A 25,815-nucleotide genomic window follows, 5' to 3' on the forward strand; every position below is an offset into this window, starting at 1 on the left:
AGGAAAGGATTCCCTGCTAATGACTGTGGAATGGGGAGGAATATACCCGTAGCAGAATAAGAAGTGGATCATCATCGTTTTGTCAGTAGGGAGGATCAGGCACTAACTGCGGTGATTGAAAGAGCGATCAAACAAAAAACGATTGTATTTCGTACAATCGATTTCACTAAATCGGACTCGAGATAAAATAACATTGCAGTTCATACAATGAATTTGCGATTTTATCGCGAAAATGCCCAAAAACGAGTCTTCGTATTGTATGTTGTGCAATAGAAATCAGATCTACGGTCGCTTATCTCCGCAACCATTGCATGTTGTGCAATGGATTGAGACTGCAGCAAACTAGTATACTTTTCTCGCCCAAGCGAATAGGGTTCCCCCGCGCTCCCTTCGCGATAACGAATACGTTGGATAACAACAAAATGAACCGCCGAGTCCGACTCGGCGGTCATTTTTCATGGGGCGTCCTTCATTCGCCTAGTCCCAAACCAGCTTCACTTCGTTGCCGGTTCGCGACGATTCGTAAATCGCTTCGAGGATGAGATTGTTCGTGTAGCCGGTCAGCGCCGAGGTCAGCGGTTGCTTGCCATGCACGATGCAGTCGATAAAATGCTTGCTCATCAGCGTCCGCTCGTCTTCCGGATTGTCCGGCTTTACGAGGTCGACATCCACCGCGCGGTCGAACTGCTCGGTCAGCAGCTTGCCCTTGCCGCCGTGCATCGATACGCCGCCTTCCGTTCCCATCAGATGGATGAAGGAGCCGCTGTCCGTATCCATATGCACGGCCCAGCTGACCTCAAGCGATAAGGTGGCGCCGTTGTCCATCTTGATCAGCGCGGTAGCCAAGTCCTCTACATCGTAATAACCGGACCAGTTCGGCGTACCCCACGTGCCGATACCGCGTTTCTTCGGTCCGAACTCCGCGTAGGTGGAACCGTAAACGGAAACCGGCTTCGGATTGCCCATCAAGTACAGCGACAAATCCAGCAAATGAACGCCGATATCGATCAGCGGACCGCCGCCCGATTCGCTTTTTTGCGTGAACCAGGTGCCCCAGCCCGGGATGCCCTTGCGGCGGAACCAGCCCGCTTTCGCGTTATAAATGGTGCCGAGCGCGCCTTTGTCGACCTGCTCCTTCACTTGGCGCGCCATCCATTCCCAGCGCATCTGATGCGATACCATCAGCACCTTGCCGGTTTCCTGCTGCGCCTGCATGATCGACTTGGCCGAAGCTGCGTCGATACCCATCGGCTTCTCCAGCAGCACGTGCTTGTCCGCCTGCATGGCGCGGATCGCAAGCGGCGCATGCCACTTATTCGGCACGCAGACGATGACGGCGTCGATGTCCGGATCGTCTATCAGCTCCTCCGGCGTCTCATACACTTTCGGGATGCCGTATTCTTGTGCCCGTTTGTCGGCAAGCGCCTTGAACGTGTCCGTCACCGCAATGATTTGCGCTTCTTCCAATGCGCCAAAAATGGACATGTGTACATTTCCGATGTTGCCTGCTCCAATAACGCCGATACGTACCGTGCTCATCGCATTCAATGCCTCCTGGATATGTGTTTTTATTTTGTTACGTTCATTGTAACTGATTTCGATTATCGCCGCCAAACCAAGCGCGGATTCGATTTGTTCAAGTATACTGAAAGTTTCCCTGTAATAGAAAAATCGAGTATGGTACGCTAATCTTGACTATATCATCGGGAGGCGTTTATATGGAAAGCAAAGTATATACGGAATGGGCGAAAAATCGAGGGAGTCACGCATCACTCGCCCTTTAAACCGCGCGACCCCTCGCCATCCGAAAGGGGTATACTCATGAACAATCAGGAAACTTTATTGTCAGCAGACAAATCGGTGAACCGCAAGGATGACGTCGTGCTCCGGCCTGCAAGCCCGTGGACCACGAGCGTACACGCTTTATTGAAGCATTTGGAGAACGAAGGCTTTCCGGCTCCGCGCGTAATCGGCTCCGGATTCAGCGAGGACGGACGCGATATGCTCGGCTTTATCGAAGGCGAATTCGTTCATCCCGGTCCTTGGAGCGACGAAGGAATCGTCGAAGTCGGTCGGATGCTGCGGCGGCTCCATGATGCGACCGCTACGTTCGAGCCTGCCGCCGATGCCGTATGGCAGCCTTGGTTCTTGCGCGACTTGGGCGAAGGAAGACGCGTGATCGGCCACGGCGACTTTGCGCCGTGGAACACGGTGACGAGGGACGGTCTGCCAATCGCCGTGATCGATTGGGAATATGCCGGCCCGGTTGATCCGATCGCCGAGCTTGCCCGGGTATGCTGGCTGTACCCGCAGCTGCATGACGACGATGTCGCCGAGAGGGTCGGTCTGCCTTCCCTGGACGTTCGGGCGCGGCAATTGCGGCTGCTCGCCGATGCTTACGGCGCTGCGGCCGGCGTACGGCGCGTTCTTCTCGAACGGATCATCGAAGTCGCCGTATGCGAAACCGCCAATGAAGCCATTGAACAAAAGGTTACGCCGAATCGACAAGGCCCGCTGTGGGGCTTCGCCTGGAAAGCCCGCGCCGCGGCATGGATGCTGCGCAATCGCATCGTTCTGGAACGAGCCCTGGCATAACCCGTACTGAGGCACACGATTACTAAGCAGCCCCTTCATGAACTGCACCCCTTTTGTTAGACACGACTAACAAAGGAGGTGCAGTTCACCGGGGCTGTTTTTTATTGTTTCCATATATTTTAAAAAAAGGCTACCTATCACGCAGTTTCATCCATCGAGGAGCTAGCTCCGAATAATAGCCTGGACAAGGCATACTTATCCAACATGTGCCTTCTCCCGTTCGGATTGCAGCCCATGCCGCATAAGGTATTGTTATACCGTCAAAACAGAACGCGCCAGCAACTCAATGGAACGATGCCGGGAAGCGTAATCGGGCGCCGGGGTAACCAGCATAAATTCATCCACACGGTAATCGTCTTCCATTCGCAGCAGGCGATCCTTTACTTGCTCGGGCGTCCCGACTAGCAGCCGATCCGATAGCCCTGCCCCGCTATCGTCCGCATCGTTGCCACCTGCGAACAACCGGCCCGCCCCTGCTGCGGCATGCCGCCTGGCCTCGGCCTCCGTCTCCGCGCAGATCGCTCCGATGGCAATGATCACCCGCGGCTCCTGCAGCAGCCGGGACGGCCGGAATTCGCCCCGGTAGATGGACAGCGCCTCGGCCGCATCCCGTTCGCTCATGAACTGCCCGAACACGTAACCGGTACCGTAACGGGCGGCGTATTCCGCGCTTTTCCTATTCGTGCCGAGCAGCCAAAGCTCCGGCGGCGAAGGCGGAACCGGCCGCGCCGCAACGGGCGTATCCTCCACCCGGTATTTTCCGTCGAGCAGCTCCGTCAAAGCCTGCAGCGATTCGGGAAAGCGGCGCACGTTGTCCAGAAAGTTGTCGCTTAACGCCATCGTTACGTGAGCAGATCCGCCCGGCGCCCGGCCGATGCCCAAATCGATTCGCCCCGGGTGCAGCGTCGCCAGCAGATGGAACGTCTCCGCAACCTTGATCGGCTTATAGTGCGGCAGCAATACCGCGCCTGAGCCGAGCCGAATGCGCTCCGTCTGCGCTCCGATATGCGCGAGCAGCACTTCCGGACACATGGAGGCGAGATGCTCCATGTCATGGTGCTCCGGCACCCAGAAGCGGGTGAAGCCAAGCCGTTCGGCGGCTTGCGCCAGCAGCACCGTTTGCCGCAATGCCTCGCGCGGTTCGACTCCTTGCAGAATCGGCGCAAAATCAAGCAGGCTTAATTTGATCATCATCACTGGTCCTCCATTCACTCTTAATATACCATGAAAAGCCATATGTTATGGACCTTTGCCTTTGCGGCGCGAAACGCGGGGCAGCTTCGCGCTTTTTTACGAGTTCATGATCGGGCATGGGGCGTATTACCCGTAAAATTAGCGCATTTATCCTATCCAAATTAGAGATGGTCAGCCCCCGCCTCCTCCTCATCGGTTCCGCACAGCCGTAAGGTTTGCACCCGATGTCTCATTCACGCATACCCATGTATGACCGATTTCTTTAAAAATTCCCTTATTGCCAACCTGCAACGGATGCCCTACAATGATTTCTAGATTTTTCTACTCTAATGGAGAGAAACCGGAGGAATCCATCATGGCATGGATCGATTGTCATTTTTGTTCGGAGACGCTTGCAAACAGCTGGGCATTCCATATCAATCCGGAGATACATAAATGTTAGCCAGACTCATGAAAGCCGCCAACAATATCAACATCCAAAACAAGCTGATCATCACCTACCTCGTCGTTGTGGCCGTCCCCGTTATGCTGGTTGGACTTGCACTGACCCACTCGCTGCGGGAAATGGCGCTGAACGGAGCGATCCGGCAATCATCGGACAGCGTGGAAAACATCAAGAAACGGACAGCGGAAATTTTGCGCGTGCCCATCGATATTTCCAATCAAATCTTTATCGACAAGAAGTTGAGAAAGCTAGTCAATACGCGTTATGAATCAACCTTTGACGTGGTCAAAGCGTACTCCGAGTTTACCGATTTTAAAGATTACGTACGGCTGTACAAGGAAATTTCTTCGATCCGCATGTATACGAAAAACGATACGATGCTGAATAACTGGGAATTTTTCCGCGAAACCGGCGAAATTTCCGAATCGGGTTGGTATCGGCAGGCATTAACGGCCCAAGGCCGGATGGGCTGGCATTATATCGGCGACGAAACCAAAGGAAACCGGTTTGAGCTAAGTCTTGTCCGGAAAATCGCCTACCAGAACGACAAAAGTTACGGCATGCTCGTAATCGGGGTCGATATGAGCGTCATCCAATCGCTGCTCGACCGCGAGCCGTTCGAAACGATGATCATTACCGATGACGGACTTGTCGCCGCCTCGAACAACGACATATTGATCGGCAAAAGCATCGAGCAGCTGCAATATTCCTTGGCTTCGAACAAGCCGCGTAGCGGAACGTTCGAGGCGGTATACGACGGAAAACCTTCCAAGGTGATTATCGAACGGTACGAACCCGAGTCGAGTCACAATGGCGTTTGGATCGTTTCCGTTTTTCCGATCGAAGCCATCGTCGGGGACGCCAATCAAATCAGCAAAGTCAGCCTGCTCATTATGTTGGCCAGCATGCTGCTTGCATTCGTCCTTATCCTCGTATTCTCCAACATTCTCGGACGGCGGCTGCGTCGCTTAAGCAAAGAAATCAAGAAGGTCGCTTCCGGCAATTTCCGCGTCTCCTCCTCCCTCGAGGGAGAAGACGAGATCGGGCAAGTGTCCCGGCAGTTCAACCGGATGGTGGATAGCATCCGCGGCTTGATGGACGAAGTCCAAACCGCCAACGAGCAAAAAAACCAGCTTGTCATCAAGCAAAAGGAAATCAAATTAAAAATGCTGGCGAGCCAGATTAATCCGCACTTTTTGTTCAACACATTGGAAACGATCCGAATGAAGGCTCACAACAACGGCGAGGGTGAAATCGCTAATGCCGTCCTCCTGCTTGGGAAATTGATGCGTAAAAGCTTGGAGCGGAGCAACGAAAAAATGCCGCTGTCGGAAGAAATCGAACGCGTGAAATGCTACCTGGAAATTCAAAAATTCCGCTTCGGCGACCGTCTGACGTTTCATTTGAACATCGAAAGCAAAGTGATGCGATACCTGGTATTTCCGTTCATCCTGCAGCCCATTGTCGAAAATGCGGTCATTCATGGCCTGGAGTGCAAAGAGGGTGCCGGAACGGTTACCGTCATCGGCAAAGAAACGGATGGAATGCTCTCGATTGTCGTCGTTGATAACGGAGTCGGGATACAGGAGGATCGGCTGCGGCAAATCGCCAAACGGCTAAGCGAACCTGAAGACCGGGACGGGAACGAGACGGAATCGCGGATCGGCTTGCGCAATGTACATCAGCGCATCCAGCTGTCGTACGGCAAGGAATACGGCCTTTCCATCGAAAGCATAAAAGGAACGGGAACGGTTGTGGCGATTACGATGCCGGCGGAGGAGGACCCCCGTGTATAAGGTGCTGCTTGTGGATGACGAACCTTCGATTCGCGAGGGTCTCAAAACATTGATCGATTGGGATCGGCATGGATTTGCCGTATGCGGCGACGCCGCGAACGGAAAGGACGGCTTGCGCCGGTGCGCCGAGCTGCAGCCGGATGTCGTTGTCGCCGACATTCGAATGCCCGGGATGGACGGCTTGCATATGATCGAAGAAATCATCAAACGCGGCATGTCCTGCCGGTTCATCATTTTAACCGGATATTCCGAGTTTCATTACGCGAGAAAAGCGATTGAATACGGCGTGGACAGCTATTTGCTTAAACCGGTCGATCCCGTCGAACTGCTCGATAAGTTAAGCCGCCTGCGCTCCATGATCGATCAAGAGAAGGCACTGCGCGAACAACGGGAAGGCTCCCTCGTACTGCAGAGAGAACGGCTGCTGCAAAGACTTCTGCTAGGCGATACCTCCGCCGCGGACGATCCGTCGTATGCCGCCGCCCTGCCTAGCCTAGGTTTCCCATGGAAAAGCTACCAAGTGTTCTTGGCGGAGATCGAGCCGAAGCCCGATTCGGCGGAAGTCCGCCATACGGTCCAACAGCGTCTGCAATCTCGCCTGGAAGCGGAATCACTAGGATATGCCCTCAAGCTCGACGATAATACAGCCGTCTTATCAAAGGACGTATCGCCGGCGGCTATGAAGCCGTTGCTGGCGGAATTGCGCAGCGGCATCCTTGTCGAATTCGGGCATGATCTGGTTGTTTGCGCCGGCGCCAAGGTGAAGGAAGCTTCTCAGATCAACGCTTCGTACGAAAGCGCGAAGACGCTATCGCGAAATAAATTTATCCTTCGTCCGGAGGACGATTTCTGGATTGAGGAGCAAACAGCCGAGAAGCGGCGATTCTCCGCTTCGGTGCAAACCGCAACCGCGATCCAAGCGTACGACCCTGGGAAAGCGGCGGAAAAGCTCGCTTTTGCCATCGATGCGGGCGATTCTGCCATCATCCGGCAACGCTTGGACGAAGCGGCGGGCGGACTGCTGTGCGGCGCCTGGTCCCAAGAGAGCGTGACCATGCAGCTTGCCCTGTTATATGTAACCGCCATCCATCAGCTTATGCATGCGAACGAACCGCTGCGCGACCTATTATCCCCTTTTTTGGCGATTCAATCGGAGTTGTACGGGCATCGCACGCTGGAAGGACTTCTGGCGTACATTCACGCCAAGCTGTCGGAGCTGTCGGACGCGCTTCACAAGGATAGGCCGGGCGCTGCGCTGCTGAACATGCTGGACTTTATCCGGCGCCATTACAACAAAGAGTTGAAGCTGGAGGCGCTCGCGGAAATGTTCCATTATAACAGCAGCTATCTCGGCAAGCTGTTCAAGCAGCATACGGGCGAATCCTTCAATACGTATTTGGACCGCCTTCGGATCGAGGGCGCCAAGCAATTGCTGCGGCAAGGCTGGAAGGTGCACCAAACGGCGGAAAAGGTCGGTTATGCGAACGTCGATTATTTTTGCGGCAAATTTAAAAAGTATGTCGGGATGCCCCCTTCCGCTTATCGCGAACATCCCGAGTAACGAGGTGCTCCCGCTTCCGGGTGCACCTCTAATTGTTGCGGGAAAACAACGCCAATGTGCCGGGTATTTCGTTCGGGCGGATTTTGTTACGCTTGATGGACGGGGAAATCAAGGACACATGGGAGAGATTGTATGGGGTCTCGCGGAAAAAAAAGCAGATGGCACGTACTGCTGCGGCAGCGGTATTTGTTTCTGATGTCGTTTCCTTTTATCGCTTGGCTGTTCGTATTCAACTACATTCCGATCTGGGGCTGGACGATGGCTTTCCAAAATTATCGTCCCGGGAAGCCGTTTTGGGCCCAGCAGTGGGTAGGCCTCGAACACTTCGCGGAGCTGTTTTCCGATGAAAGGTTTTACCTCGTCCTGCGCAATACGCTGGCCATGAGCTTTTTAAATTTGATCGCGGGTTACACGGTGCCCATTCTGTTCGCCATCCTGCTCAACGAAGTTCGCCTGCGCGCTTTCAAAAGGTCCGTCCAGACGATCGCCTATCTCCCGCATTTCGTCTCCTGGGTTATCGCGGCCGGCCTAGTAACCAAAATGCTATCCACCGACGGCGGCATCGTGAACGACATTCTACTCGGCTTGCATCTGATCGATAAGCCGATTCAATTTATGGCGAATGAGCATATGTTTTGGTGGATCGTGACGTTAGCGGACATTTGGAAGGAAACGGGCTGGAACTCGATTATTTTCCTGGCGGCGATTATCGGCATCGATCCGGAGCTGTACGAAGCCGCTACGGTCGACGGTGCGGGGAGGCTGAGACGCATATGGCATATTACGCTTCCGGGAATCCGGACGACGATTATGGTGATGCTGATCCTGTCCATCGGCTGGCTGACGAGCATCGGCTTCGAGAAGCAATACCTGCTTGGCAATCCGCTCGTGAAGGATTATGCCGAAGTGCTTGATTTGTACGTACTGAACTACGGCATCAAGGTAGGACGCTATTCGTACGGGACCGCGATCGGGATGTTCAATTCGGTCGTCAGCATTATGCTGCTGCTCGTTTCGAACGGCATTTTCAAACGGTTGACAAAAGAAAGCGTCATTTAACGACAAGGGAGGAGTTCCGGTGCATGGAACCGCAGCCAGAATACGCCGGAGCACCGGCGACATCAGGTTTGACGTTGGCCTCTATGTGTTCATGACCTGTGTCGGCGTCGTTACGCTTTACCCGTTCCTGAACATATTGGCGATTTCGTTCAACGATGCGACCGATTCTGTCCGAGGCGGCATTTATTTGTGGCCCCGCTTGTTTACGCTGGACAATTACCGGGCGATTTTCCAGTATGCCGACCTGCTCACCGCTTTTCAAAACTCCGTGCTGCGCACCGTCATCGGCACGGTGCTCGGATTGTTCAGCGCCGCGATGATCGCGTTTACGCTCAGCCGGCAAGATTTTGCCGCACGCCGCTTCGTTTCGGTTGCGCTGGCGCTGACGTTGTATGTTTCCGGCGGCCTGATCCCCGTTTATATGCTGCTGCGCGACCTGCACTTGCTGAATTCGTTTTGGGTCTACATTTTCCCCGGGCTGGTCAACGCCTGGAACATATTCGTGCTTCGCTCTTATATGGACGGCTTGCCCTACAATCTGCAGGAATCCGCCAAGCTTGACGGTGCGAACGATTGGACGATTTTCTGGCGGATCATTGTGCCGCTAAGCAAACCGGTGCTCGCGACGATCGCGTTGTTCATCGCCGTCGGGCAGTGGAATGCCTGGTTCGACACGTTTTTGTATAACAGCGGCAAAACCGGACTGACCACCCTGCAATACGAGCTGATGAAAATATTGCAAAACACGGCATTCAGCGGCAGCCGGAACCAAGCGTACGGCGGCGAAGCCGCTCAAGCGGGCCGCGTTTCGCCGGAATCAATCCGCATGGCGATTACGATGGTCGCTACGGTGCCAATCCTTGTCGTTTATCCGTTCCTTCAAAAATATTTCGTCAAAGGACTGACGCTCGGCGCCGTAAAAAGCTGAAGATCGTATACAGGGGGAAATCCGTTTGATACGATAAGGGTAGATAAGGAGAGGGTACAGGGTGAAAAGGAAATGGAGCAAGTCGTTGATTCTCATCGCCGTCTTGATGCTGCTCGCGGTGCCGCTGGCCGGATGCGTCTCCTCCGAGAAGTCCGATTCCCCAGAGACGGCTTCCGACGATACGAAGCAAAGAGACACGGCGAAGAACGATACCGGAAAAGGCGACGACGGTACAACTCCGGCCGCGGACGACAAATCGCCGATCACGTTTACGATGTATGCCGGCCAGCCTAACTCGAACTATGAGAACATGGAAAGTCCCGTCGGGCGCAAAATTACGGAGTTGACGGGCGTCAAGCTCAAGATCGAGTATGTCGCGGGAGACGAAAAGCAAAAAATATCGCTGATGGCCGCAAGCGGCGAATATCCCGATCTTATTTACGGCAACGGCAATGAAAGCATTCTGGTCGAGGCCGGCGCATACATCGACTTAACCGATCTGATCGACAAATACGCGCCGAATATTAAGAAGCTGTATGGCGACTATTTGAAACGGCTGCGTTGGAGTCTGGCCGACAAGTCGATTTATTTCCTCGGCTCCTTCGGCGTAAACGACCAGCAATGGCAGCCGAACACCGGGTTTCAGCTTCAGCATGCCGTCGTGAAGGAACTCGGCTATCCGAAGCTGTCGACGCTGCAGGACTTTGAGAACGCCATCAAAACGTACAAGGACAAATATCCGACGATCGACGGGCAGCCGACGATCGGTCTTTCCTTGCTGGCCGACGATTGGCGGTACAAAATTACGGTAACGAATCCGGCCTTATTCGCCACCGGCGGACCGGACGACGGGGAATTTTATATCGATCCGCAAACGCATAAAGCGGTATTTCACTATACCCGCCCGGAAGAAAAAGAATATTTTCGCTGGTTGAACCATATGAACGACATCGGCTTGCTTGACCCGGAAAGCTTCGTCCAGAAATTCGACCAGTACCAGGCCAAAATTTCATCGGGCCGCGTGCTCGCCTTAAGCGATGCCAAATGGGAATACGGCACCGCCGAGCAAGCGTTACGACAAGCGGGCAAGCCGGAGCGCATGTACGGCATGTATCCGCTCACGCTCCATGAAGGCATTAAATACGCCGATTTCCAAAACGCCGGCTACTCTGCGGGCTGGGGCGTCGGGATCAGCAAATCATGTAAAGACCCGGTCCGCGCGATCAAATTCCTCGATTGGCTCGCATCCGACGAAGGGCAAATTTTGAACTATTGGGGAATTGAAGGCGTCCACTACAAGATCGAAAACGGCAAACGCGTCATCCCCAAAGAAGAGCTCGACAAACGGAACAACGATCCGCAATACATCAAAAAAACCGGCATTGGCCTATACACCCATCCGTTCCCGCAATACGGCGTCGGCGTTGTGGATTCCACCGGCCAAACGTATGCTACCGATTCGATCGAGCAAATCATCGACAGTTACACCGATGCGGAAAAAGACGTTTTATCCCACTACAAGGCCAAGATGTGGAAGGATTTGTACCCGGCGGCCACGGAATTCCCGGTTAAGCCTTGGGGGAAGGCTTGGCAAATCAATATCCCGCAAAATACGGAAGCGGCCGTCATCTCGCAAAAATGCGAAGACATCGTGAAGAAAAAAGTACCGGAAGCGATCTTGGCCGCCCCTGAAAACTTCGATCAAGTTTGGGACGAATTCATGAAGGAGCTGGAAGCGGCGGGCGTCCATCAGATGGAGGTAGCGTTCACCAAGCTTCTGCAGGATCGAATCAAGCTATGGAATGAATGAGTAACATTAGCCCCGGTTGCCGAGCATTGAGCCGGCCCCCGGGGCTAATGTTGTATACAATCGTCAAATTTTCGTGTCTGCGCTTTCGACAATCGTTTGCCCCTCAGCATCCCACCGCCACGGCACCGACCGCCCTTGCACAAGAACGCCGCCATACCACGTGTCGATTCCGCTCAGCGATACCCAATCGGCCCTGCCGTCCAATACTTGGCGGCCCAGCTCCGTCATTGAAACATGGCAATCTTGAAAAGAAGGCGCCGCGCTTTGAAAATCCGGGAAAGCTTCCAGCCCCTCGATATGCAGCAGCGGGTGCGATCCTTGCGACAGCTTCGCCAAGACGTGCCAGTACTGCAGATCCCCCATGCCCAGCTCGTGCAGCCGATCGCCCACCTGCCGGAATAAGGCGTACGGCGAACCGACACCGCGATCGACTTGCTCCAGCGTCAACTGCTCGACGATGCCTAGCCCGTTCCGCACGGAAGGGAACCTGGCGAGGTGCAGCCGGAACGCTGCCTGTGCAAAAGGCAACGCCGACGTATCCCCGCCCAGAAGCTCGGAGAGCCGGCGAGGATCGGACGATGCGTAAGCCTCCCATAGCGCCGTGCCCAGAGCCAGCTGATCTCGCCCGACCGTTTGCCACGTGCCCGATAATGTGGCGAGCTGCTCCGCGTTCAGCTGCCCCAAGCCGCGGAATAATTCGATGCCCGGAAACGATCCGATGCACAGCAAGCTTAGCTTGGTACGGCCGAGCGGCCGCTGCGCAAACCAATGGAGCAAGTAACAGAGCATCGTCTGGTCGAACAAATCGTGCTCGAACCATAACACGACCTCCTCGTGACGATCGAATTGAGCTAGCGTTTGCTCCTGCATTTCGGAGAGCCGGGTGAACTCCGCGACCGGAACCCCCATCGCCTTCTCCAAATATTGCGCCCGCGCCAATCGGTTGGCAGGCTTTGCAGGGTCAACAAAATTCGGCCCGTCCGGATAGACCTCCCTCCAGACGAGAATATCGCCTTGAACGACGCCGCGCAGCGTTTCCGCCACGTGATCGCCATTTACAATGTGCAGCATGCCTTTTCCTCCTTCATACAAATCGTTGAACACATGAATGAAATCGGCAACGGGGAGCATGCCCTTCAGCTTCCGCCGCGCGTCGAACAGCCGTTTCTTCAGCACGGGGACGGGTACGCCCAGATAAGCGGAAATCTCCTGCAAGGTATATCCGTAAAAATAGAACAATTGCACCGCCACGCGCATGTTCGAGGATAGTTCGGCTACCGTTTGATGGAGCAGCTGCCGCATTTCCCGTTGCTCGACGATGTCCGCCAAGCCTTTCCCCTCTCCGGCCATCCCGGACATTTTGTCCAGCGGCACGGACGGATGCCGTTTCCGGCGAATGATGCGGTTCGCTTGACGCGCGACGATCACCTTGAACCAGCCGGGGAACGCCTCAGGCTCCCTCAGACGGCCAAGGCCCACGAAAGCTTCCGCAAACGCTTCTTGCACCGCATCCTCCGCCAGATGGACATCGCGCAACCTTTCATAAGCGACGGCATACGCCATCGAAGCGAACTTCCGGACGATGCCGTCAAACGCCTCTTGGTCTCCTTGCTTCGCCGCTTCAATCCACTGGAGCATGTTCTCCGGCTCCTTTCATCCGTTCTATAGAGAAGTGCCGCTTAACAGCACAAAGGTTACTTTAAAGATCATAACAAGGATTGGACAAGAAGCCTACTTATTAAAAGTCGGACGCATCGATCGAAACGAATAAAGCCTCCGCTCCCACTTTGACAGTGGTTCGGAGGCTTATCTTTAATTACTCCATTCTTTATCCCTGCGGCTTCGGCAGAGGCGGCAGTACGTTCTTCGAACGTTTGCCCTCCAGCTTCAGCTTCCGCTGAAGCACGCCAAGCACAATGTCCGCGATGACCGCCAGCAAAGCCGCCGGAACCGCCCCGGCAAATATACGAAGCGAGTTGCCGTTGCTGATCCCCGCATAAATTTCCCGGCCAAGGCCCGCTCCGCCGACGAGCGGGGCGATGGTCGCGACGCCGATCGCGATGACGGCGGCAATCCGCAGGCCGCTCATCAAATACGTGAGCGAGAGCGGCAGCCGCACGTTGAACAAAATTTGCAGCCGGCTCATGCCGACGCCGCGCCCGGCTTCCACGTAGCTCGGATTGACCTGCTGCAGCCCGACGTAGGTGTTGCGCACGATCGGGTTCAGCGAGTAGAGAAACAACCCTACGGTTACTGTTTTGGTTCCGAGACCCATAATGAGCAGAAGCAGCACCAGCATAGCCAAGCTCGGTACAACCTGCAGTATATTCGTCACCGCTAGAATCGTACGGGCCAGCCCCCGGTTCCGCGCGCATAAAATTCCAAGCGGGACGCCAACGACAAAGGCAAGGCCAACACCGATGAGCACCATCAAGACATGCTGGCAGAGATAGCCCCACAGCATGCCGGAATTTCGCTGCACATAATCGAAAAAATCCCAGATCGTCAGATGTCGTTCAATCATTTTGGCCTCCCTATGCCTTAAGCAGGCCGACTCGCTTCAAATAAGCGAGCGCGACCTCACGTTCGCTTTTTTTCTCCACGTCGACTTCATAGTTCAGATCGATCATCGTTTGCACGTCAATGGTGCCGATCAGTTCCGACACGGCGGCTACCGCATCCGGATGCAGCTTGGCGGCGTCGCCGCGGATAACCGGCGAAGCGTCGTAAGGCGGGAAGAAATGCTTGTCGTCCTTAAGCGTCCTCAGCTTATACGCCTTAAGGCGCGAGTCCGTTGAATAAGCGAGGACGATGTCGACCTGATTCTGGGCAACCGCATTATAGACAAGGCTCAGCTCCATCGGGAAGGTTTGGCCGAACGTAATGCCGTAGTACCTGGAAAATGCGGGATATCCGTCGGACGGGCGCTCGAGCCAGGAGGTGTCGACGCCAAGCCGCATGCTTCCCGCATCGGGAGCAATATCGGAAATTTTGTCGTACCCTTTGGATGCTGCCAGATCCTCCCGCACCGTAAAGGCGTATGTATTCTCGAATCCGAGCGGATTGAGCCATTCAAAATCGAAATATGTTTTAAAACCGACTTGCGCCTGCTCCAGCACCTTCTTCCGATCCTTCGTGTCCTCGATCGGAAAATGGTTATTGAAGATTTCGCCGGAATACAGCGTCCCCATCTGAACATCGTTTCTTTTCATCGCCTGAAGAACGACCGGGCTGGAAGCGAGATCCGGGATAATGTCCACGCCCACATCCGTCCGGTCCTCGATAAGTGCTTTGTACATTTCCGCCAAAATTTTGGTTTCGGTAAACGTCTGAGCGCCAACGATGATTTTATTTCCCGTGCTACATGCGCCAAGGACGGCCAGCATTGCGACGAGGTTAAGCGCAACCGCCGCTTTTTTCAGTTTCGTTGTCATCGTCCATCGTCTCCCTCTATTTCTCAAGCCGTCCTCGTCGTCTGCCCGAACCGGCCGGTCAGCCATTTCTCAAGCAGCCCCAGCAGCAGGTCCGCGAGCAGCGCCAGCACAATCGCGCCTAGAGCGCCGGTAACGATCAACTCCGGTTTGTTGACCCCCATGCCCGATACGATCAATTGGCCGAGTCCGCCTGCGCCGATCAACGTTGCGAGTGTCGCCCAGCTAATAATATAAACCATCGTGACGCGGATTCCCGACATCATATAGGGGAGTGCGAGCGGCAGCTGAATGCGGAGAATGCGCTGCATCGTTCCATACCCCATCCCTCTCGCCGCTTCAAGCACGCTCCGGTCAACCGCTTCAAACCCGTCATATGTATTGCGGAGAATCGGCATAATGGCATAAAGAAGCAAAGCAAGAACGGCCGGCTTCGTGCCGATCCCCATGAGAGGGATGAGGATGGCCAGCAGCGCGAGGCTTGGCACGGTTTGCAGCAGGTTGGCTACGAAGAAGACGATGCTGTTGATCCACCCCGCCCGGTTATAAACAAGCGCAATCCCAAGCGGGACGGCGACAATGGTGCCAAGAACGATGGCCGTAAGCGAGATGGCCATATGCTCCTGAAGAGCTTTCAGAATATCCGCATACCGTTCTTGCAAAAAACTCAAGTACGCTTGCATGCTCACTGCTCCTCCTCGGTCTTCGCGGCGTTAGGGGATGGACCGCTTCCGCTTGTTCCGGCCGCTTCGGACGAAAGTTCACCGGTAACTGTTGCCGGGTCGCCCGCCGGGTCATCCGCCGGGTTGCCCGGCGCCGGTTCCGATTTAGGCGCTTCTTCGGTTTCGTTCAGCGTAGGCAATACCTCCGCCAAATGCCGCACGACGCTGCCGCGCGTAACAAGGCCGATCAGCCGATCCTGATCGTCCACGACCGCCAGGTTGGAAAGATGGTTCCGGCTCATGATTTCGACCGACTCGGTCAGAGGGGAGCCGCTGCGTACGGAAAACCCGATCGGCCGCATCACGTCGGCGACTTTAATATTTTCCTCGCCGTAATGTTCCAGCACGTTAAAGATCGATACGATCCCTTTGAGCTTCCGCTGACGGTCGATAATGAACAGCGAATCGACCTTGCGCCGCTCCATCATCGATATCGCCTCCGCCAATCCCCTGTTCGGGTATGCGACGACGGGTTGCTTCACCATCACCTCATCAACGGTGGGGATATCGTATATATTCTCCTGGTGCAGCCGTTTCTGGCCGATGAACGATTCGACGAATTCGTTCGCCGGGTAGCGCAGTATTTTTTCCGGCGTATCGCTTTGCACGACTTCGCCGCTTTTCATCAGCACGATCCGGTCGGCGATTTTGAGCGCTTCATCCATATCGTGCGTCACGAACACAATCGTTTTGTGCAGCTCCTGCTGCAGCCGCACGAGCTCGTCCTGCAGCTGCTCGCGGCTGATCGGGTCAAGCGCGCTGAACGGCTCGTCCATCAGAATAATGTCCGGATCCGCCGCTAGCGCGCGGATAACGCCGACCCTCTGCTGCTGGCCGCCGCTCAGCTCCGACGGGTAACGATCCCGGTAAATGTCCGGAGGCAGCCCGACAAGATCGAGCAGCTCGTCGACCTTCTTATCGATCTTGCCAGCCGGCCATTTGCGCAAACGGGGGACGACCCCGACATTCCTCCCGATCGTCATATGCGGGAACAAACCGATGCTTTGAATGACATAGCCGATACTGCGGCGCAGCTCGACGGTATCGATCTCCCGCGTATCTTTGCCGTTGATCAATACGGAACCGCTGGAAGGCGTAATAAGATGGTTGATGAGCTTCATCGTCGTCGATTTTCCGCAGCCGCTCGGGCCGATCAGGACGGTCATTTCGCCTTTCTTGAACTCCAAATTAATATTTTTTAACGCATGAAATCCGTCTGGGTATATTTTGTTCACGTTTTTGATCTCAATCATGCAATCACCCGCCTCTACGACATACTATCCCCAACTTTGATATTTTTACCAACGCGATTTGATCTTGAGCATTTCCCAATTTCCATTTCCATGTGTAAAATAGCATTATACTCCGGCCAAAGGAGGCTGCGACGATGGCGAATATTAAACAAATTGCCAAAATAGCCGGCGTCTCCGTATCAACGGTTTCGCGGGTGCTCAACAACTACGCCCATGTGCACGAAGACAAAAGAAAGGCCGTACAGGCAGCCGTTGAGCAATTAAACTATTCCCGCAACATGAATGCGGTCCATCTCATCAAAGGGAAAACGAACATCATCGGCATTATGCTGCCTTATCATAATCACGCTTATTTCTCCAGGCTCGTCGAAGGGATCGCCAATGCCGCTTTGCCCGCCAACGTGCAGCTCATGCTGTGTCAGACAAACTACAATCCCGATGAAGAACGCAAGACGCTTAATCTGCTCAAAATGAAACAAATCGACGGCATCATCATTTGTTCGAGGACGATGTCGTGGGACGAAATCGAGCCTTTTGCCGCTTTTGGCCCGATCGTCGCTTGCGCCGATGTCGCCAGCCCGGCGATTTCCACGATCTATCACGATTATTACGGCAGCTTCCGGATGGCGCTGGACTACTTGATCGAGAAAAGGCACCGGCGCATCGGCTTCAGCATCGGAAGGCCGGACAGCGACAGCAGCTTGATCCGCCGGCAAGCGTACAACGACGCGCTTGCTTCAATTAACGAGCCTTGCCGCGAGGAATGGCTGTTCACGAAGTGCATCGCCATCGAAAACGGCGTCGATATCGTGCACCGGCTGCTTGCCATGGACGAGCGGCCTACGGCCCTACTCGTAACGGGCGACCACGTAGCCGCGGGCATCATGACCGAAGCGAGAAAGCATGGCATCCGCATCCCGGAGGATCTAGCGATTATCGGCTTCGATAATCAGCCGATCGGCAAAGTGTTCGACTTGACGACCGTCGACAACCGGTTAGCCGAAATGGGGGGCACGGCTTTCCGCATCGTCCACGAACAAGTGACGAATCCGCAATCGGCGCCCCAGAAGCGGGAAATGCATTTTCAGCTAATCGAACGTTCAACCGTATAATCCGTACAGCATCTCCTAAAACGAGAAAGCCGGCACAGTTTCGCACTGCAGCCGGCTTCTTGTCTGGAAGTTCATTACGGGTATGATTAGAAGCACAAACCGCGAAGTACAATCACCAGCAGAATGAACAATACCAGGATTACACCGGTGGAAGTAAAGATACCTCCTACATTTCCGTCGAAGCAGCCGCCCATGAGTTCAACCCCCTCCCTTATTCCATTAGCATCCTATGTAATAAACCTAAGGTTGCTCTGGTCGATCGTCTATATTGTGTAGATTTTGGCGTGGTGGTAAAATAATCCTCACCAAGCTCCTGGGAGGGCATTTGTATGCAGCGAATATTGGAGACGGATAGATTAACTCTAAGACCGTTTGAATTAAGGGACGCATCTCTCGTGCAAAGGTTAGCCGGAGATCGCGAAGTGGCGCAAACCACGTTATCGATCCCGCATCCGTATCCCGACGGAGCGGCGGAAGCATGGATCGCGGCGGGTCGTGAGAGGGCAACGGCGGGGCACGGATTCCCATATGCGATTGTAATCCGGGACGAAGGGATACTGATCGGATGTATCAGTCTTAACCTTACCCAATCGCATAGCCGGGGCGAATTGGCGTATTGGCTCGGCACATCTTATTGGGGAAAAGGCTACGCCACCGAGGCGGCGGCGATGATCGTAAACTTTGGATTCGACGATTTGGGACTGAATCGGATATGGGCTGCCGCCATGTCCAAAAACCCGGCCTCTTCCCGTGTCATGCAGAAGATCGGGATGAAGCCGGAGGGTGAGTTCAAGCAGCATATTTTGAAATGGGGCGAATTCGAGGATTTAGTGTATTACGGCATGACCAAGGGAGATCGCCAGCAGAATGCTTTGAAAAGCATTCTTTAAGCCAAGCCTCGGTTCGGCCGAATCCTATTTGAATTTGTATTTCTTCCCCAGCTTATCTTTTTTTTTCATAACAGCCTCCAGATCTTTGTGCAGCTGCTGCATATCTTTGTACATTTGCTTCAATTGCTTATTCTCAATAAGAAAATCGATCCCGTACTTGAACAAATATTTATTCAAGCATCTCCCCTACTTTCTATCCCGATTGCTACAGTATACGGCCTGGCAGAGCAAGGCGTATCCGCTTTTGTCAGAACGTTGGAAAGACGGGCTGGACGCTCAGGCGGAGACGACCATGACATGACAAAAAGATCCCCGCCGAACGGGCGGGGATTCAACTCGTCTATATATACGGCCCGTGCTTACACGAGCATGTCGACCAGTAGCACGGTCCCAAAAGCGATGAAGGAAAGCATCGTTTCGAGCACCGTCCAAGTTTTGAACGTTTCTTTGACCGACAGCCCGAGGTACTCTTTGACCATCCAAAAGCCGGCGTCGTTGACGTGGGAAAACATCAGGGAGCCTGCGCCGGTCGCGATGACGAGCAGCTCCAGATTGACGCCGGACATGTGCTCGATAACCGGGGATACGATGCCGGCCGCGGTCGTCAAGGCGACCGTCGCCGAGCCTGTCGCAATCCGGATCAAACCGGCAACGAGGAAGGCCAGAACCAAAGGAGACAGCGACAGGTGCTGCGCCATATCGGCGATGGACGTACCGACGCCGCTTTCGACCAAAATTTGTTTGAAGCCGCCGCCTGCGCCGATGATCAGAATGATCGAGCCAACCGGCAGCAGACATTCGTGCACCAGCTTGTTGATCTTGTTTTTGTTTATTCCTTGGCGATAACCGAGGAAGAAAAATGCCGCAAAACACGAGATAAGCAGCGCAATGACCGAGTTGCCGATAAAAGCAAGAAAGTTCATCAGGCCGGCCGGAATCGGCAAGAACGGCGCAATAACCGACAGAACCATCAGAATGATCGGCAGCAAAATAATAAAGAAGGAAATGCCCGTGCCCGGCAATTTATCGATCTCTTCGTTTTCGCTAAGCAGCACCGGCTCCCCTTCGGGCACGACGCGCTTGCTCACCCACTTGGCGAACAGCGGCCCCGCGATGATGGCTGCCGGAATGGCAATGATTAACGAGTAGATCAATACTTTGCCGATATCGGCTTTGTAGATGCCGATCGCGGTCATCGCGCCCGGATGCGGCGGGACAAGGCCATGCACGATCGATAAGCCGGCGATGACCGGAAGTCCGATGAGCAAAATATTTTTTTTCGTCGATTTGTAGATTGTAATGACCAAAGGCAGCAGCATGACGATCCCTACGTCGAAAAAGACCGGGATCCCGATAATAAAGCCCGACAGCAGCATAGCCCAAGGCAATCTCTTCTCGCCGAAGACGCGGACGAAGAAGCCCGCCACCTGATTGCCTGCGCCGGAATCGGACATCATTTTGCCGAGAATCGTGCCAAGCGCCAGGATGCCTACCAAATGGCCCAATACGGCGCCGACGCCGGTTTCATATGCTTTGACGATTTTGTCCATCGACAACCCGGCCATAATCGCCAGAAACAAGCTCGCCACCGTCAAGCTAATAAACGCATGCCATTTCCACCAGGCTACGCCCAAAATTACAATTACAATCGCCAGCAAAGTGACCAGCAGAAGGTACATCGTCATCGTTATTCCTCTTTTCTGTTCGTGTAGTAAGCGCTCTCATGATGATTAAGAAAAAAGGAATTGCACGGTGTCCGTGGTTCCTAAACGTCGTAATTTACGACATATTGATGCAAATCCGTGTTGTAGTACCCGTGGCTGTATTCGATCAGCTCGCCTTGCTCGTCGTACGAGAATCGCGACCTTCTCAGCAGCGGCGTCCCGGCCTTGATTTGCAAAGCCTGTTCGACGTGGGCGGGTGCTATTCCTACCGCAAATTCGTCGCGGTATTTTTCCAGGTTGATATCCTGTTCTTCGAGCAAGTCGTACAACGATTGCATATTCAAATCGGGCAGCTCGATCGTCGACACTCTCATCGTAATATAATGCGTGTAATGGATATAAGGCACGTCATTCAAATGGTACAGCCTTTCGATGCGGAGGCAGCTCTCCCCGAACAATCGATAAGGCTCGGTCCCTTCTTCATTGCTTACGATTTCTGCGTGAAGCAGCTGCTTACGGATTCGATGCCCCTCTTCGACCAGCACTTCCGTAAACCTTTTCCACTTGGAAAGCTTGGAGACGGAGGTGTTGCGGATGACTTTCGTCCCTTTGCCGCTGCCTTTTTCCAAATACCCTTCCTGCACCAGCTCTTTGATCGCATTGCGAACCGTAATTTTGCTGACGTTAAATTCCTGTTCGAGCTGCGGCTCCGAGGGAATGTTCGTTCCGAGCGGATACTCGCCATGCAAAATACGATCCTTCAAAATATTCATAATTTGCAAATATAACGGTCTTTGTTTGCGGGACAAGCTCATCCGTAAGCACTACCTTTCTACATCGCCTACTCTTTCCGTCATCGCGCGAAAAATATCGCCTGCCGACGACATCGGCGTATCACCCGCGATCGTATGCGCCAGCATGCTGGCCGCGGCGGCGAAATCGACCGTTTGCTGCGGCGAAAACCGCTCGATTTCCCCGTGTATGATACCGCTCGTGTAGGCATCTCCTGCACCTATTCTATCATAGACAGAAAACGTGAGAAGCTTAGAAAAGGCAAAGTTCCGGTCCTTGTACATAAAGCCTTGCAGCGAATGCGTGTTGTCCCCGTTGATGGAGCGGTGCGTACCCGCGATGACCGAAATGCCATACTTCCTGGCGACGGCCGGGATCAAGTCCATCAACTGCTCCCGGCGCTCCGTCTTATCCGTAGGCATGCCGAGGGTCAGGAGCGCATCTTTTTCGTTCATCATCACGATGTCCGCGAGCTCCAGCATCTCCTCGTAAAGCGGCTTCGCTTTGGCGTAACCGCCGTCCCGCCAATGAGCCGGACGAAAGTTGCAATCGAATACGACGGTGCCGCCGCTCGCTTTGACCGCCTTGGCCAAATCCTTCATATGCCGCCGAACGTTGTCGTTCATGGCCAAGGTGATCCCGCACAAATGGATCATATCGATATCATTTGCAATTTTGCCAAAATCATAAGTGCCTTCCGGCGCCGTATTGAAGCTGCTCTCCTGCCGGTTCGTGTAAGTGACGCGGCCTGGCCGCGCGCCGAAGCCGTTTTCCAGAAAATACATCCCCAAATATTCGCCGCCGCGGCTGAGAAACGTATCGGAAATGCCCAGCTTCCGCAAGTAAGCCTCCGCCGCATCTCCCAGAGGGTTCGACGGCAGTCTGGAGACCAGATATCCCTTATGCCCGAGGCGCGACAGCGCAGAACTGACGTTAACCCCTGTTCCGGAGAACGTGTAGTTCAAGCTATCGGCTTGGGACAACAGATCGTACCCCGGAACCTGCAAACGCATCATCACTTCGCCGAAAGCCGCGATTCGCTTAGCCATGGCGATCAACCAATCTTTTCATGACATCAAGCAATTCCCGCACATCCTGGACGATTGTGTTGCCTGTCGCTTTGTCGATGATCGAGGAGTACACGTGCGGAATGACTTGCGGCACTTTCGCTTCGAGTGCGATGCGTACAATCGCTTCAAAGTTCTCTTTGTCGATGCCGCCCGTCGGCTCCAGGGCGAACCCTTCTTCGCCGCAGGCATCGGCGACCGCCCGCAGCTCGTCTTCGCATTGCAAGCCGTTCATCGGGAAAAATTTCAAGGCGTTGCCGCCCATGTCGCGGACGAGGCCGATAGCCGATTTGACCGGCACGATCGCATGCTCGGACTGTGCCGCGCTGATAGGACCGGTTGAAATGTTGACGTAGCCTACTCGTCCGGTTGGCGACACCAGGCTGTTAATCCAGCTGTCCTGTCCTCCCAAATTCGCTCGTGTGGCCCCAACCGCAGGGAACACCTGGTTAATATGGCTGCCGGGGTAATGCTTGGCAATCTCGGCAACGACGGCGGCCTGACGATTGTCCCCGGCGCCGAGGCCGATGGATACGGCGTCGTCGATCGCTTCGCCGTATTGTTTCATTGCGGCTACGGCCGCTTCGACCGTCGGGTAGTTTTTGGACAACACGCCGACCAGAACGAAACCTTCCGCCGCATCGAACACTTCCTTGGCGTTTTCCACGCTGTTTGCCAGCACGTTCAGCGCGGCACGGCCTTTGTACAAACGTTTTGCAATGTTGGACATGTTAGTTGCCTCCTGCCAATTTCCAGATTTGTGCCGCGATAACCTCGATGTCGTCGCCTTGCAGCGGGCGCGGGTCGATGTCGAAATACCCTTGTCTTACGCCGTAATCCCGGGTATATATGGCAATCTCGCCGTTCTGCAATCCGGCAACGACATCCTGTGCCGTTGTCCCGGCTTGTGCCGGATCGATTTGTACACGTGCGCGGAAAATGGCGCGTCCTGCTTCGTCCTGAACGATCGTGACTTTGACGCCTGCCAGCTCGTTTAATCGCATGAGCGTTTGCAAAGACGCTTTTTCCTGCTCGCTTTTATCCGCTTTGACGCCATATTCATCGAGCGCTTGGAGCAGCCCGAAATACGTCTCTTTGCCGACTTTCATGCTGCGCCCGATACCGTGCAGCTGCACTTTCGCCCACTCGATATATTGGCGCTTGCCGCCGATAATGCCGGACGTCGGACCCTCGATCGCCTTCGAACCGCTGTATATGGCGAGATCCGAGCATTTGACGTATTTCTGAATATCTTCCTCCGCCGCGGCATCGACGATAAGCGGCACGCGGTTGCGCTGTGCGATCTCCCATGCTTCTTCCACGGAGATCATGTTTTTCTGAACGGCGTGATGGGATTTCACGTACAAAATCGCCGCCGTATTTTCCGAAATCGCATCTTCAATATGCTCGGCTTTCCCTTCATTGGCGTAGCCGACTTCAATGAGTTTGCCTCCGCCCAAGTACACCATCGTTTCCACCGGAGCGCCGTATTGGACGTTGTGGCCTTTGAGGATGATGATCTCGTTTTTGGCGATGGGCTCCTGATGAAGTCTTTCGCTTTTGCGGCGATTGCCTTGCGTGACGATGCCCGCGACGGACAACGCGATGCCGCTTGATGCCGAATTGACGATCAACGCGGCTTCGGAGCCAAGAATCCGTGCGACGTAGTCGCCCGCTTTGTCGACCAGGTCGGCTATTTCCACATAGCTTTGGCCGCCGTGCTTCATCGCTTCCATCACCGTATCCGAAGGAGCCGATACGCCCAGAATACTCATCCGGCCGCTGGCGTTGATGACGCGCTTCAGACCGTATTTAGCATTCAACGAAATTGCCATTGACAAACACTCCCTTGGTTTCAATTCTTCGATCACCCATCCGCATGTCGCCTTCGGAATCGATCAAAGCCGTCGGCTCTTGTACAACCGTGAACAGGGTCAGGTTGGCTTTGTCCCCAACCTGTATACGTCCGAGCTCCGGCCTTTTCAGCCAATCGGCTGCATGGGTCGTAACCGCGGCGATGACTTCTTCCAGTGAATAGCCCAGGTACAGGAATTTGGAAAGGACGCGGGCCATGCTGTAAACCGGGCCATTCAGCCTGTTGCCGCGGTAAATGTCCGTGCTGATCGTCTGGAGCCCGATGCCGTGCTTTTTGGCGGCCTCAGCCACCTTGAATGAGAAGCTGGCCGTGCCGTGGCCGACGTCCAGATGGACGCCTCTTGCGATTGCATCGATGAGCACTTGCAGCGGTTTCCCTTCGTCGTCAAAAAGATTGTTCGCCTTGCCGTTCAAATAATGCGTGATAACGTCGCCCCGTTCCAGCAGAGGAACGATCTCTTTAATATCGGGCGGCGCGGACCCGATGTGAACCATGATCGGCAACGAAGTTTCACGCGACAAGGCGCGAGCGATGCGCAGCGGTTCGATGCCGTTCTCCCGCACGACGCTGCTGCTGATCCGCGCTTTCAAGCCGACGATGAGATCTCGATGCACGGCCGCCGCCTGCTTGGCCCGCTCGCGATCGATCCATGCCAAATCGGACAGCTCGTCGATTCGTTGCAAACCGATGCGGGATATGTTCAAAAATGCGAAAACATTCGTCCGTGCTCGCTCCCGGCTTGCCGCCAAATCCGCGATCCGGTCCGCCCCGCAGCTTCCGGCATCGACGATCGTCGTCACGCCTTGCTTAACGCCGATCTCGTCGATTTCATCGCCGTAAGGGTCGAGTTCCGGAAACGCATGGACGTGCAGATCGATCCATCCGCTTGACACATAGGCGCCCGGGTACTCGATCAGGCGTCCGCCTCGCCACGCGCCGGCAGCCTCGATCTGAACGATCACGCCGTCCTCGATGACGATATCGATCTTCTCGCCGCCGACTCGTTTTACATTTATAATGACAGTCCGCTCTTTCATACGAATTCACCTTTTTCGTAACTCGATTTTATGCGCTTACATTAGATCGAATTGACGTTTCCAAGTTATTATAACGTTATAATGTTATCGTATCACAGCTTATCGGCTGTGTAAATATAACGTTATAATGTTTGATGTGGGATTTGATGGCAGACAGCAGAATTGTTGAACGGAACTCGGTTTTTGGGTGGAGGCTCCGAACGATTATAGTCTCTAAACACATTGTCCGATGAATAGGAGTGTTTTTCTTGAGGATCACGATTTGGAGAGTTCCCAGGAGGACACAATATTATGTAGGCTCACGAGAACGTTGTTTAATTGAAAATGGCTCAAAAAGTCTCTGATATGACCCAATAGCTTTCAAAGGCGAAATTCGTCGCAATACATCTCATCCTCTAAAAAGCGTTCGGTCGGGAATGAGATAATATTCTTGTCAAATTTCGAGAAAGGGATCCAATTGACAAGAACTTTATCCCTAGTAGAGTAAAGGGCTGAGTAATTCAGCCCCTCCTCATCAAACCGGACGTGAGGTTTTCCCTCATCCGGCTTTCCGATGTTCTTCTTCCTTGTGCATTGCGGTACT

General features: G+C 54.2%; 24 protein-coding genes. 8 read left to right on the forward strand and 16 right to left on the reverse strand.

All coding sequences use genetic code 11. From position 1 onward, the window contains the following. Positions 1–477: 477 nt before the first annotated feature. Positions 478–1,539, reverse strand: coding sequence for a Gfo/Idh/MocA family protein (locus AC0LWM_RS30160; RefSeq protein ID WP_474678745.1), 1,062 nt, complete (start codon positions 1,537–1,539; stop codon positions 478–480). 282 nt (positions 1,540–1,821) lie between these two features. On the opposite strand from AC0LWM_RS30160, the gene AC0LWM_RS30165 reads away from it, so the two are divergent. After that, positions 1,822–2,595 carry a phosphotransferase gene (locus AC0LWM_RS30165; protein ID WP_474678746.1) on the forward strand — a complete coding sequence of 258 codons (774 nt, stop codon included), beginning with the start codon at positions 1,822–1,824 and terminating at the stop codon, positions 2,593–2,595. A gap of 252 nt (positions 2,596–2,847) precedes the next feature. Here the strand turns inward: AC0LWM_RS30165 and AC0LWM_RS30170 are convergent, their stop codons facing one another. Next, entirely contained in the window at positions 2,848–3,789 is a 942-nt protein-coding gene (locus AC0LWM_RS30170; protein WP_474678747.1) for an MsnO8 family LLM class oxidoreductase, read from the reverse strand. A gap of 435 nt (positions 3,790–4,224) precedes the next feature. On the opposite strand from AC0LWM_RS30170, the gene AC0LWM_RS30175 reads away from it, so the two are divergent. The 5 genes from AC0LWM_RS30175 to AC0LWM_RS30195 all read left to right on the forward strand — a co-directional run bounded on the left by AC0LWM_RS30175 (position 4,225) and on the right by AC0LWM_RS30195 (position 11,388). Further along, entirely contained in the window at positions 4,225–6,030 is a 1,806-nt protein-coding gene (locus AC0LWM_RS30175; RefSeq protein WP_474678748.1) for a sensor histidine kinase, read from the forward strand. Beyond that, a complete protein-coding gene (locus tag AC0LWM_RS30180) occupies positions 6,023–7,591 on the forward strand; it encodes a response regulator (protein WP_474678749.1) in 1,569 nt (522 codons plus the stop codon). The genes AC0LWM_RS30175 and AC0LWM_RS30180 overlap by 8 nt, the downstream gene beginning before the upstream one ends. A gap of 132 nt (positions 7,592–7,723) precedes the next feature. Continuing rightward, complete coding sequence (locus AC0LWM_RS30185) at positions 7,724–8,650, forward strand: ABC transporter permease (RefSeq protein ID WP_474678750.1); 927 nt, start codon at positions 7,724–7,726, stop codon at positions 8,648–8,650. A 91-nt stretch (positions 8,651–8,741) separates the two neighbouring features. Continuing rightward, the gene (locus AC0LWM_RS30190) at positions 8,742–9,578 is read left to right on the forward strand and encodes a carbohydrate ABC transporter permease (RefSeq protein WP_474678768.1); all 837 of its coding nucleotides are present in this window, start codon (positions 8,742–8,744) and stop codon (positions 9,576–9,578) included. Positions 9,579–9,639: 61 nt separating this feature from the next. Next, positions 9,640–11,388 (forward strand): ABC transporter substrate-binding protein, encoded by a 1,749-nt coding sequence (locus AC0LWM_RS30195; RefSeq protein WP_474678751.1) that lies wholly within the window; start codon positions 9,640–9,642, stop codon positions 11,386–11,388. Positions 11,389–11,451: 63 nt separating this feature from the next. Here AC0LWM_RS30195 and AC0LWM_RS30200 read toward each other — a convergent pair whose 3' ends face one another. The 5 genes from AC0LWM_RS30200 to AC0LWM_RS30220 form a co-directional block, all read right to left on the reverse strand. Beyond that, positions 11,452–13,026: a sigma-70 family RNA polymerase sigma factor gene (locus AC0LWM_RS30200; RefSeq protein WP_474678752.1), complete on the reverse strand. Its 1,575-nt coding sequence runs from the start codon at positions 13,024–13,026 to the stop codon at positions 11,452–11,454. 190 nt (positions 13,027–13,216) lie between these two features. Next, complete coding sequence (locus tag AC0LWM_RS30205; RefSeq protein WP_474678753.1) at positions 13,217–13,912, reverse strand: ABC transporter permease; 696 nt, start codon at positions 13,910–13,912, stop codon at positions 13,217–13,219. A gap of 10 nt (positions 13,913–13,922) precedes the next feature. Continuing rightward, complete coding sequence (locus AC0LWM_RS30210; RefSeq protein ID WP_474678754.1) at positions 13,923–14,822, reverse strand: glycine betaine ABC transporter substrate-binding protein; 900 nt, start codon at positions 14,820–14,822, stop codon at positions 13,923–13,925. A gap of 23 nt (positions 14,823–14,845) precedes the next feature. Further along, positions 14,846–15,502, reverse strand: a complete 657-nt coding sequence (locus AC0LWM_RS30215) for an ABC transporter permease (protein ID WP_474678755.1) — start codon at positions 15,500–15,502, stop codon at positions 14,846–14,848. Between the two features lie 2 nt (positions 15,503–15,504). Beyond that, positions 15,505–16,794 carry an ABC transporter ATP-binding protein gene (locus AC0LWM_RS30220; RefSeq protein ID WP_474678756.1) on the reverse strand — a complete coding sequence of 430 codons (1,290 nt, stop codon included), beginning with the start codon at positions 16,792–16,794 and terminating at the stop codon, positions 15,505–15,507. A 134-nt stretch (positions 16,795–16,928) separates the two neighbouring features. On the opposite strand from AC0LWM_RS30220, the gene AC0LWM_RS30225 reads away from it, so the two are divergent. After that, positions 16,929–17,906: a LacI family DNA-binding transcriptional regulator gene (locus AC0LWM_RS30225; RefSeq protein ID WP_474678757.1), complete on the forward strand. Its 978-nt coding sequence runs from the start codon at positions 16,929–16,931 to the stop codon at positions 17,904–17,906. A gap of 86 nt (positions 17,907–17,992) precedes the next feature. Here AC0LWM_RS30225 and AC0LWM_RS30230 read toward each other — a convergent pair whose 3' ends face one another. Beyond that, entirely contained in the window at positions 17,993–18,100 is a 108-nt protein-coding gene (locus tag AC0LWM_RS30230) for a YjcZ family sporulation protein (protein WP_474678758.1), read from the reverse strand. A gap of 135 nt (positions 18,101–18,235) precedes the next feature. Here AC0LWM_RS30230 and AC0LWM_RS30235 point away from each other — a divergent pair, with 135 nt between their 5' ends. Further along, on the forward strand, positions 18,236–18,796 hold the full coding sequence (locus AC0LWM_RS30235; RefSeq protein ID WP_474678759.1) for a GNAT family N-acetyltransferase: 561 nt from the start codon (positions 18,236–18,238) through the stop codon (positions 18,794–18,796). A 24-nt stretch (positions 18,797–18,820) separates the two neighbouring features. Here the strand turns inward: AC0LWM_RS30235 and AC0LWM_RS30240 are convergent, their stop codons facing one another. From AC0LWM_RS30240 to AC0LWM_RS30275, 8 genes are all read right to left on the reverse strand, one after another. Further along, complete coding sequence (locus AC0LWM_RS30240) at positions 18,821–18,973, reverse strand: hypothetical protein (protein WP_474678760.1); 153 nt, start codon at positions 18,971–18,973, stop codon at positions 18,821–18,823. 182 nt (positions 18,974–19,155) lie between these two features. Further along, entirely contained in the window at positions 19,156–20,481 is a 1,326-nt protein-coding gene (locus tag AC0LWM_RS30245; RefSeq protein ID WP_474678761.1) for a GntP family permease, read from the reverse strand. 80 nt (positions 20,482–20,561) lie between these two features. Further along, complete coding sequence (locus tag AC0LWM_RS30250; protein WP_474678762.1) at positions 20,562–21,275, reverse strand: GntR family transcriptional regulator; 714 nt, start codon at positions 21,273–21,275, stop codon at positions 20,562–20,564. A 9-nt stretch (positions 21,276–21,284) separates the two neighbouring features. Further along, positions 21,285–22,301: a sugar kinase gene (locus tag AC0LWM_RS30255; RefSeq protein ID WP_474678763.1), complete on the reverse strand. Its 1,017-nt coding sequence runs from the start codon at positions 22,299–22,301 to the stop codon at positions 21,285–21,287. Beyond that, a complete protein-coding gene (gene dagF / locus AC0LWM_RS30260) occupies positions 22,294–23,049 on the reverse strand; it encodes a 2-dehydro-3-deoxy-phosphogluconate aldolase (protein WP_474678764.1) in 756 nt (251 codons plus the stop codon). Before dagF ends, AC0LWM_RS30255 begins: the two co-directional genes overlap by 8 nt. A gap of 1 nt (position 23,050) precedes the next feature. Next, positions 23,051–24,154 (reverse strand): DgaE family pyridoxal phosphate-dependent ammonia lyase, encoded by a 1,104-nt coding sequence (locus tag AC0LWM_RS30265; protein ID WP_474678765.1) that lies wholly within the window; start codon positions 24,152–24,154, stop codon positions 23,051–23,053. Next, entirely contained in the window at positions 24,132–25,232 is a 1,101-nt protein-coding gene (locus tag AC0LWM_RS30270) for an amidohydrolase/deacetylase family metallohydrolase (RefSeq protein ID WP_474678766.1), read from the reverse strand. Before AC0LWM_RS30270 ends, AC0LWM_RS30265 begins: the two co-directional genes overlap by 23 nt. Before the next feature lie 360 nt (positions 25,233–25,592). Next, on the reverse strand, positions 25,593–25,815 hold a 223-nt coding region (locus AC0LWM_RS30275), incomplete at its 5' end, for a hypothetical protein (protein WP_474678767.1).

Source organism: Paenibacillus sp. sgz302148 (genome assembly GCF_056120465.1).